This is a genomic window from Pseudomonas sp. FSL W5-0299, from assembly GCF_005930655.1.
In the GTDB taxonomy this organism is placed as follows: Bacteria; Pseudomonadota; Gammaproteobacteria; order Pseudomonadales; family Pseudomonadaceae; genus Aquipseudomonas; species Aquipseudomonas mandelii.
In genome coordinates this window covers 232706-246364 of record NZ_RXHX01000005.1, presented here as the reverse complement: position 1 = coordinate 246364, position 13659 = coordinate 232706, and the positions used below count along the sequence as shown (strand labels likewise).

Here is a 13659-nt window from a genome sequence, read left to right as displayed (position 1 = left end):
TCAAAACCCGGACACAAAAAACCCCGCACTCTGGCGGGGTTCGCAAACAGCAGGTGACTTACCAGGTACCCGTGCCACAAGGATTTTCTTTTGAAGCATAAGGCTTGGTCAATTTGCTGAATCCTTTGGCCGGGATTGAACTAGTCAAGCCTTCAGCCCTCAATTCAATCGTTTTTGCCTTGCGCATTGCAGCCCAGAACGCAGGAAAGTTACTGGAACAGGCGTTGCACTCAACGTAAAACGGATTGCTGTACTCGACGCCGTCAACGATGACGTCGAAACCGCCTTTATCGTTGTGCGAGTAGAACGGCTTGCCCGAAATAGTGGCCGAACCACTTACCGGACTCATCTCGTCATTTTCGTCACAGGCGAAGTTCAGATAACTCTTAGCTTCATCGCCGGCAAAAAACTCAGTCTTCCCTTGGCCCCAGCCAGATTGCCACTCGTTGGTCGCGGCTGTCGCTGAAGCGCACGCCATAGAAAGCACAATCGCAAATGCAGCTTTGTTCATATCCATATCCCTATCACGCCATGATGGCCAAATAATGCCAAAGCGATGGTACACGGATATCTGGATAAAACTGAATTACACAAACCAAAAAGCCCGACGCAGTGGCCGGGCTTATCAACTTTCAATCGACTTAAGGCTTGGGATGCTCGCTCGATACTGAATTATTGGCATCCACATCGGCCATTTCTTCATCGACAGGCGCCTCATCGCCCCCTGGCAGCGGAACCTCAGGTTCATTTTCCTTTGGATCATGGCCTGTTTCGTTATCAGTGCCGCCCGTGACGCCCTGTTGGGATTTGTTTCCTGGGGCATTTTCATCAATGTCCATGCTGGCTCTCCGTTCTGATGCACGGGATGTCGGTGCATGAACATCAGAGAGAAGCCAGGCCTTGCTAGTGCCGGGCACTGGACGAACGGCAGTGTGAACTCGGATAAAAAAGCAGACCGCCGGCAAAACAAGCCCGAAAAGTCATAACCCGACCTTTTCACCTGCGTCACACGCTATAGAGGCAGAGGTCGACCTTGCACAACGGAGGCTATGCGCAGCGATTCCGGTTGATCGTGATAGCCACCCTGGAGGCGCCCCTGAATCGGTCTTTCAGCACCACATCCTTGAAAAATTTTTCTGCGTGCAACTGATCGAAGTCAAACCCGGTCAACGCACAGCGGATACCATAAAACCTGACCTTAACGCTAAGGATTGAGGGCTCTCCATGGACCTCGTACTTAAGCTATTCAATGGCGGAGCCGGCAGTCTGGCTTCCTACTTGGCAGCCCACGTCCTTCTTTGCCTGTTGCCGGCGTTTTTTATCGCCGGGGCCATGACAGCACTTATTCCTAAAGCCAGCATCACTCACTGGCTAGGTCGACATGCACCTGTTTACGTTTCCTACCCTGCGGCGGCATTAGCCGGGTCACTGATTGCCGTCTGCTCATGCACAATTGTTCCTTTGTTCGCGGGCGTTTACCGCAAAGGAGCAGGTATCGGCCCGGCGATCACCTTCCTGTTTTTTGCTCCCGCAGGAAACATCATGGCCTTGGCCTATACCGGCAATATTCTGGGAGCGGAGTTTGCAATCGCCCGTCTGATCCTCTGCCTGATCTTCGGCATCGGTATTGGCTTGCTGATGGCTACCCTATTCTGGAAAGACGACCTGACCCACGACGCACAGGCGGATGCCCTGTTCGCAGAGAAGGCCAGCGTTTCCGGGCCTGCACTGGGCGTACTGCTATCTTTGGTGGCCTTGCTGATTGCGGGCACCTTGAAACTGTGGCCCCTGACCGCAGATCTGATCAGTTTCAAAGTCCCGCTTTTCTGGCCCCAGGCGTGGCAGGAAACCTTGTTTGACTGGGTTCCATACGACGCCAGTAAAGGAGAAGAAGGCGTGAGCTTCCAAGGGTCTGTTCTCATCGCCCTACTCCTGATGATTGCCGCCACGGCCAAACGTGGTCTGGATAACATCACTGAAGGTGCCAACAACTGGACATGGGTTGCGCTGGGTCTGACCGCTAGTACCTTGCTGATCGCGTCAATGCGACTGACGCCAGAACCTGGCACATTAGCCTTTACCTTCACGGGTCGTGTTTTCGGTGTCGCATTGACCATACTGTCTGTTGGGTACTTTGCCCGAAAACTGCCAGCCGAAGACTGGCAAGGCTGGCTGTGGGAAGCCTGGCGCTTCGTCAAGCAGATATTTGTTGTGCTGGTGGTGGGTGTATTCATTGTCGGCATGGTTCGCCAGGTGATTCAACCCGAGTGGATTGAAAGCCTTGCAGGCAGCAACACAGTGCTCGCCAATGCCATAGCGGTAGGGTTCGGCGTGTTCATGTACTTCCCAACCCTGGTAGAAGTGCCCGTCGCCCGCATGTTCCTTGATCTCGGCATGCATCCTGGTCCGCTCTTGGCCTACTTGATGGCGGATCCTGAACTTAGCTTGCAGAGCATGCTCATGGTGGCGGCGGTGATTGGTCGCAAGAAGACCGCAGCCTATGTTGGGTTAGTCGCTTCGTTCAGCATCGTGGCAGGCCTGCTATTTGGTGCCTGGGTCGACGGCACCGGCTGGCTTACCCTTGGTGCAGGAATGGCGGCCTCACTGGCCATAACCGCTGCAATTTACCAGTTGATACGTTATCAGCGTAAACAAACAGCAAGCTGACTTACACACTAAGGAGCTTCCAATGCTGAACATCAAAATCCTCGGTTCAGGGTGCGCCAACTGCAAGAAGCTTGAGGCTGTAGCCCGTCAAGCCACGCAGAATCTAAATATCCAGGCCGAATTCGAAAAGATCACCGACATGGGCAAGATGATGACTTATGACATCCTCGCCACGCCGGCTCTGGTGATCAACGAGAAGGTTGTAAGCAGCGGGAAGATTCCGACTGTTGCGGATATCCAGGGCTGGATTTCGACTGCGCAATGATGCGCTGAAGGAGGATATCCCTCATCCCCCTGGTTATTGCGCCACTCACCTGTAAATCATGTCCCTTCAATCGTCTTGTCCATACCGGACGGACGCTTGGAGGGTGTCTCGCCTTTATCACAAGCGCTCAATGCGAACGCTGCAATCACCACGAAAGACAGTGCGGGGATGTGGATAAATTGCCCATGGCGTACCTCCGACAGCTGCTGATTCAGGCTCTACCCCCCCAAACGCACATAGCGCGAAGAGGCTCATCGGCCTGACAGTTTCATATCGCCTCGGCATGCCTTGGCAGCCCGATAGAAATCAGTGCTGCGAGCAGAACGAATGCGCTCGATATCCACAAGCACGCTTGCAGCCCATACACCTGATAAACCCACCCGGACAGTACTGTACCTATCAGCCTTCCCATCGCATTCGACATGTAATAAAACCCCACATCCAGCGACACGCCATCTTCCTTGGCATAGGACACGATCAAGTAACTGTGCAGCGACGAATTCACCGCGAACAGCGCACCAAAGACCATCAATCCGCCGAGTAGCATCATCTGCTGCGACAAAGCAGTGTTAAGCCCGAGAGCAATTGCCGCAGGCAAGCCTGCCAGTGCAAGGGCCCACAGAAATGCCGCACGACCATCCGGTACGTGGCCGCGTTTCTTGCCAGTGATGTTGGGCGCAAACGACTGCACGATGCCGTAGCCGATCACCCACGCCGCAAGGAAGCCGCCAACTTTCCAGAAGTCCCAGCCGAACACGCTGCTCAGGTACACCGGCAAGGCCACCACAAACCAGACATCACGGGCTCCGAACAAGAACATCCGCGCCGCTGAGAGGATATTGATCGCCCGGCTCTTGGACAGGATGTCGCGAAACTTGGGCTTGGCTTTGGCTTTGCCCAGGTCCTTCTTCAGCAGTATCAAGCTGCTGATCCAGATCAGCGCCAGAACACCCGCCATGGCCAGCAATGCACCTTTGAAGCCGATCAGTGCCAGCAAGGCTCCGCCGAGAAAGAAGCCGACCCCCTTGAGTGCGTTCTTCGAGCCGGTGAGGATTGCCACCCACTGGTAGAGCTTTCCCTGTTGCCCATCCGGAACAAGAAGCTTGATGGAGCTTTTGGCACTCATCTTGTTCAGGTCTTTGGCAATCCCCGACAGCGCCTGTGCGCCCATCACCCATGGGATGGTTAGCCAAGCGACAGGAACCGTCAGCATCAACAGCGCCACGACTTGGATACCCAGGCCGATGTTCATGGTTCGGTTCAGGCCCAGCCGGGCGCCGAGGTAGCCACCCACCAGGTTGGTGATCACGCCAAAGATTTCGTAGAACAGAAACAACGCCGCGATTTGCAATGGGCTGTAGCCCAACGCGTGAAAGTGCAACACCACCAACATGCGCAAGGCACCGTCGGTGAGGGTGAAGGCCCAATAGTTGCCCGTGACGAGCAAGTACTGCCGCACTTCCGGAGCGAGGGCTGACAACGCTTTCATGACCGCTCCTTAGTCCGCCAGACTGACCAGTCTGGCCAGTTCGACGGCGCGATTGGCATAGCCCCATTCGTTGTCGTACCAGGCATAGATCTTCACTTGAGTACCATTGATCACCATCGTCGACAGTGCATCGATGATCGATGAGCGCGGGTCGGTGCGGTAGTCGATGGACACCAACGGACGCTCCTCAAAACCGAGGATGTCTTTCAGCTCGTTCTCGGAGGCGTCCTTGAGGAGTTGATTCACCTCCTCAACAGTGGTGGCACGCTCGACTTCAAAGACGCAGTCGGTCAGCGACGCGTTGGCCAGCGGCACACGAACGGCATGACCATTCAGGCGTCCGCGCAGTTCCGGGAAGATTTCGGCAATGGCGGTGGCCGAGCCGGTACTGGTTGGAATCAGGCTCATGCCCGAAGCACGCGCACGACGCAGATCCTTGTGCGGTTGATCGAGAATGCTTTGGGTGTTCGTCAGGTCGTGGATAGTGGTGATCGAGCCATGACGAATGCCCAGTTTCTCGTGGATGACTTTCACCACGGGCGCCAGACAGTTAGTGGTGCACGAAGCGGCGGTAACGATGCGATGTTCAGCCGGTTTGAACAACTGATGGTTGACGCCCATGACGACGTTCAACGCCCCTTTTTCCTTCACCGGAGCGCAAACCACCACACGCTTGACGCCCTGATCCAGGTAGGCTTGCAACACCGCCACGGTTTTCATCTTGCCGCTGGCCTCGATCACCAGATCGCAACCCGACCAGTCGGTGTCGGCAATCGCTTTGTTAGCGGTCACCTTGATGCGCTTGCCGCCAATCACCACCTGATCGCCTTCCGCGCTGGCTTCGTGGTGCCAACGACCATGCACCGAGTCGAAGTTCAGCAAGTGTGCATGCGTCGCCGCGTCACCCGCTGGATCGTTGATCTGCACGAATTCGAATTCTGGCCAGCCCCAGGCTGCTCGCAGCGCGAGGCGACCGATCCGACCGAAACCATTGATGCCAACTTTGATAGTCATGTTGTTGTGCTCTGTATCTGTTGTCAGTGGGAGTTCGACTGGGTGTCGAACTGGCCGATGTATTCGATATGGGCAGGATGTTGAATGGCGCGTGGACGCAACGACTGAACATCGCGGATGGCATCGCTGAATGGCACATCGCTCTCGATCAACAGTTGAGCGGCGACCAAACCGGTACGACCCGATCCGCCCTTGCAATGGATGGCGATGGTGTCCCCTTCGGTCAGCCGCTGCGGGGTGAAGATCAATTGGCCATTGAACTGTGCCAAGGGAAGTACCGAATAAGGGTGGTGTTGCACGGTGAAAAATCCTCAGATGGAGCGCTGATTGACACGTTTCATGAGTTCTTCCGCCGACTCTTTGCGCTCGGAATAACGATCAACCAGATAGTCCTGACGGTCGCGAAGCAGCAGCGTGAATTTCACCAACTCTTCCATCACATCCACGATGCGGTCGTAGAACGGAGAAGGTTTCATCCGGCCGTTATCGTCGAACTCCATATAGGCCTTTGGCACGGAGGATTGGTTGGGGATGGTGAACATGCGCATCCAACGTCCCAGCACTCGCAGCTGATTGACCACGTTGAACGACTGCGAGCCACCACACACCTGCATGACGGCGAGGGTTTTGCCCTGGGTCGGGCGTACCGCACCCATTGCGAGTGGCACCCAGTCGATCTGCGCCTTGAAGACCGCGCTCATGGAACCGTGACGCTCCGGGGAACACCAGACCTGCCCTTCCGACCACAACATCAGCTCGCGTAACTCCTTCACGCGCGGATGGTTGTCGGGGGCGTCATCTGGCAGCGGCAAACCGGACGGATTGAAAATCCGCGCCTCGGCGCCGAAGTGCTCCAGCAGTCGAGCGGCCTCCTCGACCATCAGGCGACTGAAGGAGCGCTCACGGGTCGATCCGTACAGCAGCAAAATGCGCGGCTTGTGGATGGAGGTCTTCTCGATGCCCAGCTTGTCAGCCGACGGAAGATCAACCAGGTCGGTATCGAGTTGGGGGATGTCGTCTTCAAACATAGTCTTTGTCCTGCGCAACAGCGCTCTTGGAGTCATCGAACCAACGGCCCTTCAACCAGATATCGGCCCAGGAAGGAAAGGCGATTTTTACTCATGGTCATTGTTCCTGTGGTTACAGCCTGCCAATCAGGGCCAGTTCTGCCTTGAGCTGTTCGGCACTCAGTCGGGCAAGCGGTAAAGCCAAGAAAGCTTCAATACGGGTTTGGATCTGCTCCAAGGTGGCTTCAAAAGCCGCCCCGATCTCTTCTTGCGTCCCGTGGTATTCCGAAGGGTCAGCCAGCCCCCAGTGGGCTTTGGTGGCGGGTCCAAAAAATACCGGGCAAGCTTCACCAGCTGCCTTGTCGCACACCGTGATGACGAAATCAGGTGCCAAATTCACATGGACATCGCTGGACTTACTGAACAGCCCGAGCGTCGACATACCAGCGTTTTCCAAAGTTTTGAGACTCAGCGGATGCACGTCGCCTTTGGGTTGACTGCCCGCGCTGTAGGCTTTCATGCCTTGCGGTGCCAAGTGATTGAAAACCGCCTCACAAAGGATGCTGCGACAGCTATTGGCCGTGCAGAGGAACAGGATTTTCATCGAGTGATCTCATAGTCGAAGACGGAATCAGGCGATTTTGCTTTCACAGCACACGGCTGCCCGTTCAGGACGGTCACCCATTTCATCAAGGCGTTTGGCATCAGGGCTCAACCAGTGTTTGTTGCTTTCCAGCACGGTGGTCAGCACTTGATGAACCCAATCAGGGAGATTCGGGTGAAGTCGGTAATACACCCATTGGCCTTGCCGACGGTCCGACAACAGGCCGCAAGTACGCAGTTGCGCCAGGTGCCTGGAGATTTTTGGCTGACTCTCGTTCAACGCGCAGGTCAGCTCGCAAACACAAAGCTCTCCTTCACGGGTGATGAGCATCATCGTGCGGACCCGAGTGTCGTCAGCAAGGCATTTGAAAACAGTGGTCGGTGTCAGATGGTCAGCCATATCGTTTTCTCAGTGCTTGTTTTTGACCAAGACGAACATCTTGATGCGCTCATGAATTTCGTGAAGGGTGTGACGGAAGGCATCGGGTTTGGTGCTGGTGACCGGGTCTTCAAAACTCCAGGCCAATGCCTCACCCGCTCCAGGTAAAGACCGGCATTGCGCAGCGGCTTTATCACACAAGGTGATGACGTAATCGAAACGCTCACCACGAAACTCGTCTATCGACTTGCTACGTAATCCTTCGGTGCTCACACCGATGTGTGAAAGTGCCTCGAAGGTGCGCGGATCTACCTGAGTTGGAGTTGTGCCGGCGCTGAACGCCTCGAAATGCTCCGAATCGGTATGCCTCAGCAACGCTTGGGCCAACTGGGAGCGTGCAGCGTTGGCAGTACAGACAAACAGAACACGGGCTTTGCTGGTCATTGTGAAGCCTCAGCTCATATGCGGTTTGACGAATATATGTTTTCCCGTATGTAAGGTAAAGAGCCAACGAACATTAATCCATCAAAACGATTGGACGCCGCCGAGCACCTTCAATGAAAGCTTTGTATCAAGGCGCTAGCCAGCCTTCCGTGCCTCTTAAAATATCTGCGACGATGTATATATGGTTTCTGTAATAAATCTGTCACTCACGCAGAAATAGGTCGCCCTTGGCTCAAGGACTACCTGGATGTGCAAAAGAAAATAGGAAGGTCGCCCCTATGCCGCCCCGGTCATCGAGGGCGGGTCAGGTTGCTGCGCACTGGCCTTTGCAGCAAACCGGCGAGGTACGCTTTGAGTTGCGGGATCAAGTGCGATACGCAACTCGGCGAGCAGGCTCATGTCAGGTCGGATTCCAGTCGCCACAATGAATGGGTCCACAGGTGGAAGTATCTGGCCTCCCGCCTTCACAACCAACCCTTGATTTATCCTTCTGGCATCAGATCCGGATCAAAAAACAGATCAGCATCTCCAGCAAAAAAGTATCTTGGAGGACGGCTCGATGGAACGATGGCGACCAAAGGATCTCGGTCTACCCGTTGGATAAACCTCATATCTAATGCTGCCGCTTCCGACTGCGAAACTATCTCGTCACCCAGTGAATCCATGCTCACCGCCCCAGCAAAAACGCTGTTAACACCCAAGCGACTTAGCGCTCGTGCAACGTTCCAGGGAGCACCGCCTGGGTAACCTTTCCAATGTCCAGGAGTGCCTTGGACAAGGTCGGTCAGGGCTTCGCCAAATACTACTGCGCGAGGTAATACCATCGTCATTTCCTCATTTTTTTTAGGGATAACTGCTGGCTGATCAGTTTTGACCGGTAATCAATTACTCAATACGCTTGGTGAAAAGCAGGGATCGATGAGCTGAAGGCGTGTTGGCCGACGCGTTCAAACATTAAAACCAGGTTTCCATTTGTATCCCGTATTGCCACACACCTCCGGCGTTGAAGTCCGTCTTGCCGAAGGAGTCTGAGGTACTGTATCTGTCCAGATCCGAAGACCAATTCATGAAGCTCGCGAACACACGCAGTTCGGGACGAGTGAGCAGGTCTCCAACGTCAGGTTTGAATGTCGGCGCGATCGTGAATTTCCAGAAGTTACCGTCGACCGCATTACGTTGTAGATAGCCCTTCGGGTCGAGGTTCATGGTTTGCCAGCTCATTTCGTAGGCCATCTCGAAATTGCTGTTGATTGCATTGGCCAAACGCATGTTCAGGGTCATCCAACGGTAATTGTCACCTTTAACGTATCTATCCTTGCTCTGTTCGACCAACAAGCTGGGGCCGATGCGCCAACCAGGCGCTATGGGTGTCTCGCCGTAAAGTGCCAGGCGCAGAGCGCGGGCATCGTCAATCAGTTCACCATCCGAGCCGACGTTCTTGACCTCTGCCCCCAGACCTTGCCCATAGAGCAGTGCCGTTTTGAAGAAGCCTTCTCGGCCGAAAAAGTTTTTCTGGTGATTGGCCAGCATGCTGTGCAACCCGGAATCTGCTGGTGTCAGCCCCGCTTCATTACTGCGGGTGCCAATGTCGTTTTTCCTGGAGCCAATGGCATTGAACATCCACTGCCACTGACCATTATCGAAGAACTGGTTGGAGGTCAGAATGTAGCTTTCCACGTCTGCGTTGATGCCGCCTTCACTGAAATCCCCGTAGTTACGCCCGACCAAGGAGTAATTCGAGCGCCAACTCTTGTTCATCTGCACATCGTAGATTCCCCCCCCGGTACCAGCCAGATAGACAACGTCCGAGTCCAGCCAGTGGATATCGAAGTTATCTCGATCAAATCGCTTACCTGCCCACAAGGTCGCGTTCTCGAACACTGAATTACCCTTGAATGCAGCGAGATGGTCGAGCTCTGTAAATACCTGACGCACGTTCAGGTTGCTTTCGTCGGCCGTCCAGTCATTGGAGCTTTCCACTCCATCGGCGATGGAAACCGTGAATTTGGAACGGGTGCCGTTCTGCGCATAGGCCTCTTTCGACAGGTCGATGCGCATGTAGGTGTCGTCTTCATTGCCGAGTCGCCCGACGGCGCCACCGACTGAACCGGCCGGGGTTGTATAAGGGCCGCCACGACCACCACCTAGCCCATCGTTGATCAGCAATCCGGAACGGGCATAACCCTTAAAGCTGAAGCCGTCCGAGAGGTGGCCGCTGCTGCCCTGCTTTTCCATGCTTTGCTGACGGGCTTCCAGTTTTGCCAGCCGGGTGTCCAACCCAGGCGCCTCAATGGCTGTCGCAGTGGACGCAACAGGCTGCGCGGCGGGAGTGGCGAGTTTGATCTGCTGCAATTCCCTGGCGAGTGCCTGGGTTTGTTGTTCAGCTGCGGCTGCGCGCTTTTCCGCTGCGCTGGCACGGACTTCAAACGCGGCCATGCGTTCTTCCAGAGTCGCGGCCTGAGAGGTCGCCGCCGAGGTGCCGAGCACACCTGCGAGTAGCCAGCTTGATGCTTTCTGCATGTGGATTCCCTGTTTTGTTTTTATTGTGTAATTCCCGCGACCATCCATTTTTCGTGAGTTGTAAATTGTGGTAATCGACGAAAAAATGGATGCTTCATCGCAAATACGCTGCTACATTTGGCGATGTTAACGTTAACTTTTCTAAAAACAAAAATAAAGGGTGCTCAATGAAACATCTGAAATCTCTCCTTCCTGCAGCACTAATCACCCTCTGTGCCGGACTTCCATCCGTCTCGAGCGCAGCCGATTTGACGATTTCGTGCGGTGCAGTGGGGGCCGAATTACAACTGTGCAAGGAGGCTGTCGAGGCGTGGTCGAAACAGACCGGCAACAACGTCGAGGTAGTTTCCACGCCTAACTCGGCAACCGAGAGGTTGTCGTTCTACCAACAGATCCTCAGTGCTCAGTCCACCGACATCGACATCATTCAAATCGATATGGTGTGGCCAGGAATGCTGGCCAAACATCTGATGGATCTGCGCGAGGTGCTGCCCGCCAACGCGACTCAAGGTTACTTCCAGACACAGGTGGATAACGCCACGGTGAATGGACGACTGGTGACGATGCCGTGGTTCACCGACTCGGGCCTGCTGTATTACCGCAAGGACTTGCTTGAGAAGTACGCCAAGCAGGTTCCCCAGACCTGGGAGGAAATGACCGCTACCGCCAGGGATGTTCAACAAGCAGAGCGCACTGCCGGGAACCCCAATGCATGGGGTTACATCTTTCAGGGACGCGCTTACGAGGGGCTGACGTGTAATGCGCTGGAGTGGATCAGCAGCCAACCGGAAGGCGGACTGGTCAATCCAGCAGGAGATATCGTGGTCAACAGTCAGGCCTCGAGAACTGCTTTGACCCTGGCGAAAAGCTGGGTAGGAGACATCTCCCCGCGTGGCGTACTCAACTACACCGAGGAAGAAGGACGAGGCGTATTCCAGTCGGGAAATGCGTTGTTCATGCGTAACTGGCCTTATGTCTGGGCCTTGGTACAAAGCCAGGATAGTGCCGTAAAAGATAAAGTCGGCGTCGCTCCCCTGCCCCGAGGCGGCATGACCGGCACCCATGCCTCCACCCTCGGTGGCTGGGGCCTGGCGGTATCGCGTTACAGCGCCCATCCAAAACTTGCCGCAGAACTGGTGACCTACCTGACCAGTGCCCGGCAGCAAAAACATCGAGCTTTAGTAGGCGGCTATAACCCGGTTATCGAGTCGCTATATCAAGACCCCGAGCTGCTCGCGGCCATGCCTTATTACAGTCAACTCCTCAGTATTCTCAACGAAGGGGTCATGCGCCCCGCCTCAATAACAGCCGAGCGCTATCCACGGGTCTCCAACGCGTTCTTCGATCGAGTGCATGGCGTGCTGGCAGGCGAGTTGCCGGTCGATCAGGCGCTGGCCGAACTGGAAAGCGAACTCACGCGCATCAAACGCCGGAACTGGTAAGCCACAAGGAAGGAATTCACCATGTCTGTCTCTATTACCCATGCCCCCTGTGACGAGCTCCTGGTCACCAGGGAAACGCCTGTACAGCGTCGCCGAGTACGCGCCGCCTGGCTGTTTCTGACACCGATGTTGATGTGTCTGGCCCTCGTGGCCGCCTGGCCGCTACTGCGTACATTCTGGTTCAGCCTGACTGACGCCACCCTGACTGACACCCGTGGTGGATCCTTCGTAGGCTTGAGCAATTATCTGTTCCACAACGGTTCCAACTGGTCGGGCATCCTGGTCGATCCACAATGGTGGAACGCTGTGCGCAACACGTTGCATTTCACTGTGGTGTCGGTGGGACTGGAAGTCGTACTAGGGCTACTGGTGGCGTTGCTGTTGAACATCAAGTTCACCGGCCGTTCTTTGGTGCGTGCGTTGATTCTGATTCCGTGGGCGATTCCTACCATTGTCTCGGCGAAGATCTGGTCATGGATGCTCAACGACCAGTTCGGCATCATCAATCACCTGATGCTGAGTATCGGCCTGATTGACGCTCCCCTGGCCTGGACAGCAGACGCGGATCTGTCGATGTGGGCGGTGATCATCGTCGACGTCTGGAAGACCGTCCCTTTTGTCACGCTGCTGATGCTGGCGGCCTTGCAGATGTTGCCGAGCGATTGCTACGAAGCCGCCAGGGTCGATGGCATTCATCCGCTGAAGGTATTCTGGCGTGTCACGCTTCCCCTGCTGATGCCCGCACTGCTGGTGGCGGCGATCTTCCGCATCCTCGACTCGCTGCGGGTTTTCGACGTCATCTATGTGCTGACCTCGAACTCATCGAGCACCATGAGCATGTCGGTCTATGCCCGCCAGCACCTGGTGGAGTTCCAGGATGTTGGCTATGGCAGCGCGGCCTCGACTCTGTTGTTTCTGGTCGTTGCGGTAATCGCCATGCTTTATCTCTACCTCGGACGCCGTCAACTGGAGGTTCGGTCATGAGCCAGCGCCTACTGAAAAAAGCGCTGTGGCGCCTCGGGTTCTGGTGTCTGATCGGGGTGTTGCTGCTGTATGCGGTCTTCCCTTTCTACTACGCCATCGTGACTTCGCTAAAGCCGTCCAGTGCCTTGTTCAAGGTGAGCTACTGGATCGAAAACCCCGACTTCTCCAATTACGCGGCGGTACTCCATCAAGCCTCATTCCTACGGGCTATCGGTAACTCGCTGCTGGTCGCGCTGTGCGTGGTGACGCTGGCGCTGTTTCTCAGCCTGACCGCCGCCTATGCCTTGGGAAGGGTGAAATTCCGTGGACGTGGCACGGTATTGATGATGGTTCTCGGCGTGTCGATGTTTCCCCAAGTCGCTGTACTGTCGGGGCTGTTCGAAGTGATCCGCGCCCTGGGTCTGTACAACACGTCTTTGGCGTTGATCCTGAGCTACACGATTTTCACCCTGCCCTTCACCGTGTGGGTGCTGACCACGTTCATGGGGCAACTGCCCCATGAACTGGAGGAAGCAGCAATCATGGATGGCGCTTCGCCCTGGGTCACGCTGACCCGCGTGTTGTTGCCGCTGCTCTGGCCTGCACTGGTCACCACTGGCCTGTTGGCCTTTATCGCAGCCTGGAACGAGTTCCTGTTTGCCTTGACCTTCACCCTCACAGACACGCAACGCACAGTACCGGTCGCCATCGCCTTGATTTCCGGCGGTAGCCCCCATGAGTTGCCTTGGGGGCTGTTGATGGCCGCCTCGGTGCTGGTCACCGTCCCACTGGTGATTCTGGTGCTGATCTTCCAGCGCCGAATCGTTTCCGGTCTCACTACCGGCGCGTTAAAGGGTTGATGCCCA

General features: G+C 55.5%; 15 protein-coding genes and 1 pseudogene. 5 read left to right on the top strand and 11 right to left on the bottom strand.

Annotation, left to right across the window (positions count from 1 at the left end):
• Nucleotides 1–58: 58 nt before the first annotated feature.
• On the bottom strand, nucleotides 59–511 hold the full coding sequence (locus FHL16_RS09800; RefSeq protein WP_077748117.1) for a hypothetical protein: 453 nt from the start codon (nucleotides 509–511) through the stop codon (nucleotides 59–61).
• A 130-nt stretch (nucleotides 512–641) separates the two neighbouring features.
• Nucleotides 642–839, bottom strand: a complete 198-nt coding sequence (locus FHL16_RS09795) for a hypothetical protein (protein WP_010455843.1) — start codon at nucleotides 837–839, stop codon at nucleotides 642–644.
• A 385-nt stretch (nucleotides 840–1224) separates the two neighbouring features.
• On the opposite strand from FHL16_RS09795, the gene FHL16_RS09790 reads away from it, so the two are divergent.
• Both FHL16_RS09790 and FHL16_RS09785 read left to right on the top strand, forming a co-directional pair.
• A complete protein-coding gene (locus FHL16_RS09790; RefSeq protein ID WP_077748116.1) occupies nucleotides 1225–2667 on the top strand; it encodes a permease in 1443 nt (480 codons plus the stop codon).
• 22 nt (nucleotides 2668–2689) lie between these two features.
• A complete protein-coding gene (locus FHL16_RS09785) occupies nucleotides 2690–2932 on the top strand; it encodes a thioredoxin family protein (protein ID WP_010455847.1) in 243 nt (80 codons plus the stop codon).
• A gap of 268 nt (nucleotides 2933–3200) precedes the next feature.
• Here the strand turns inward: FHL16_RS09785 and arsJ are convergent, their stop codons facing one another.
• The 9 genes and pseudogenes from arsJ to FHL16_RS09740 form a co-directional block, all read right to left on the bottom strand.
• The gene (gene arsJ / locus FHL16_RS09780) at nucleotides 3201–4421 is read right to left on the bottom strand and encodes an organoarsenical effux MFS transporter ArsJ (protein WP_077748115.1); all 1221 of its coding nucleotides are present in this window, start codon (nucleotides 4419–4421) and stop codon (nucleotides 3201–3203) included.
• A 9-nt stretch (nucleotides 4422–4430) separates the two neighbouring features.
• Nucleotides 4431–5435 carry an ArsJ-associated glyceraldehyde-3-phosphate dehydrogenase gene (locus FHL16_RS09775; protein ID WP_077748114.1) on the bottom strand — a complete coding sequence of 335 codons (1005 nt, stop codon included), beginning with the start codon at nucleotides 5433–5435 and terminating at the stop codon, nucleotides 4431–4433.
• Nucleotides 5436–5458: 23 nt separating this feature from the next.
• Nucleotides 5459–5734 carry a protein-tyrosine phosphatase family protein gene (locus FHL16_RS09770; RefSeq protein WP_077748113.1) on the bottom strand — a complete coding sequence of 92 codons (276 nt, stop codon included), beginning with the start codon at nucleotides 5732–5734 and terminating at the stop codon, nucleotides 5459–5461.
• Between the two features lie 12 nt (nucleotides 5735–5746).
• Entirely contained in the window at nucleotides 5747–6463 is a 717-nt protein-coding gene (arsH, locus tag FHL16_RS09765; RefSeq protein ID WP_010455860.1) for an arsenical resistance protein ArsH, read from the bottom strand.
• 112 nt (nucleotides 6464–6575) lie between these two features.
• The gene (locus tag FHL16_RS09760; protein WP_077748112.1) at nucleotides 6576–7046 is read right to left on the bottom strand and encodes an arsenate reductase ArsC; all 471 of its coding nucleotides are present in this window, start codon (nucleotides 7044–7046) and stop codon (nucleotides 6576–6578) included.
• Between the two features lie 27 nt (nucleotides 7047–7073).
• Nucleotides 7074–7445, bottom strand: coding sequence for a metalloregulator ArsR/SmtB family transcription factor (locus FHL16_RS09755; RefSeq protein ID WP_010455862.1), 372 nt, complete (start codon nucleotides 7443–7445; stop codon nucleotides 7074–7076).
• Between the two features lie 9 nt (nucleotides 7446–7454).
• Nucleotides 7455–7868: an arsenate reductase ArsC gene (locus FHL16_RS09750; RefSeq protein ID WP_077748111.1), complete on the bottom strand. Its 414-nt coding sequence runs from the start codon at nucleotides 7866–7868 to the stop codon at nucleotides 7455–7457.
• A gap of 485 nt (nucleotides 7869–8353) precedes the next feature.
• Nucleotides 8354–8692 (bottom strand): annotated as a pseudogene (locus FHL16_RS09745) (PfkB family carbohydrate kinase); the annotation flags it as partial.
• 130 nt (nucleotides 8693–8822) lie between these two features.
• A complete protein-coding gene (locus FHL16_RS09740) occupies nucleotides 8823–10388 on the bottom strand; it encodes a carbohydrate porin (protein WP_077748109.1) in 1566 nt (521 codons plus the stop codon).
• A 167-nt stretch (nucleotides 10389–10555) separates the two neighbouring features.
• On the opposite strand from FHL16_RS09740, the gene FHL16_RS09735 reads away from it, so the two are divergent.
• Genes FHL16_RS09735 through FHL16_RS09725 form a run of 3 tightly spaced genes read left to right on the top strand, consistent with a single transcriptional unit; the run spans nucleotide 10556 to nucleotide 13653 of the window.
• Entirely contained in the window at nucleotides 10556–11830 is a 1275-nt protein-coding gene (locus tag FHL16_RS09735) for an ABC transporter substrate-binding protein (RefSeq protein WP_077748152.1), read from the top strand.
• A gap of 21 nt (nucleotides 11831–11851) precedes the next feature.
• On the top strand, nucleotides 11852–12814 hold the full coding sequence (locus tag FHL16_RS09730; protein WP_077748108.1) for a carbohydrate ABC transporter permease: 963 nt from the start codon (nucleotides 11852–11854) through the stop codon (nucleotides 12812–12814).
• Nucleotides 12811–13653, top strand: a complete 843-nt coding sequence (locus tag FHL16_RS09725) for a carbohydrate ABC transporter permease (protein ID WP_077748107.1) — start codon at nucleotides 12811–12813, stop codon at nucleotides 13651–13653. The genes FHL16_RS09730 and FHL16_RS09725 overlap by 4 nt, the downstream gene beginning before the upstream one ends.
• The last annotated feature ends 6 nt before the right edge of the window (nucleotides 13654–13659 follow it).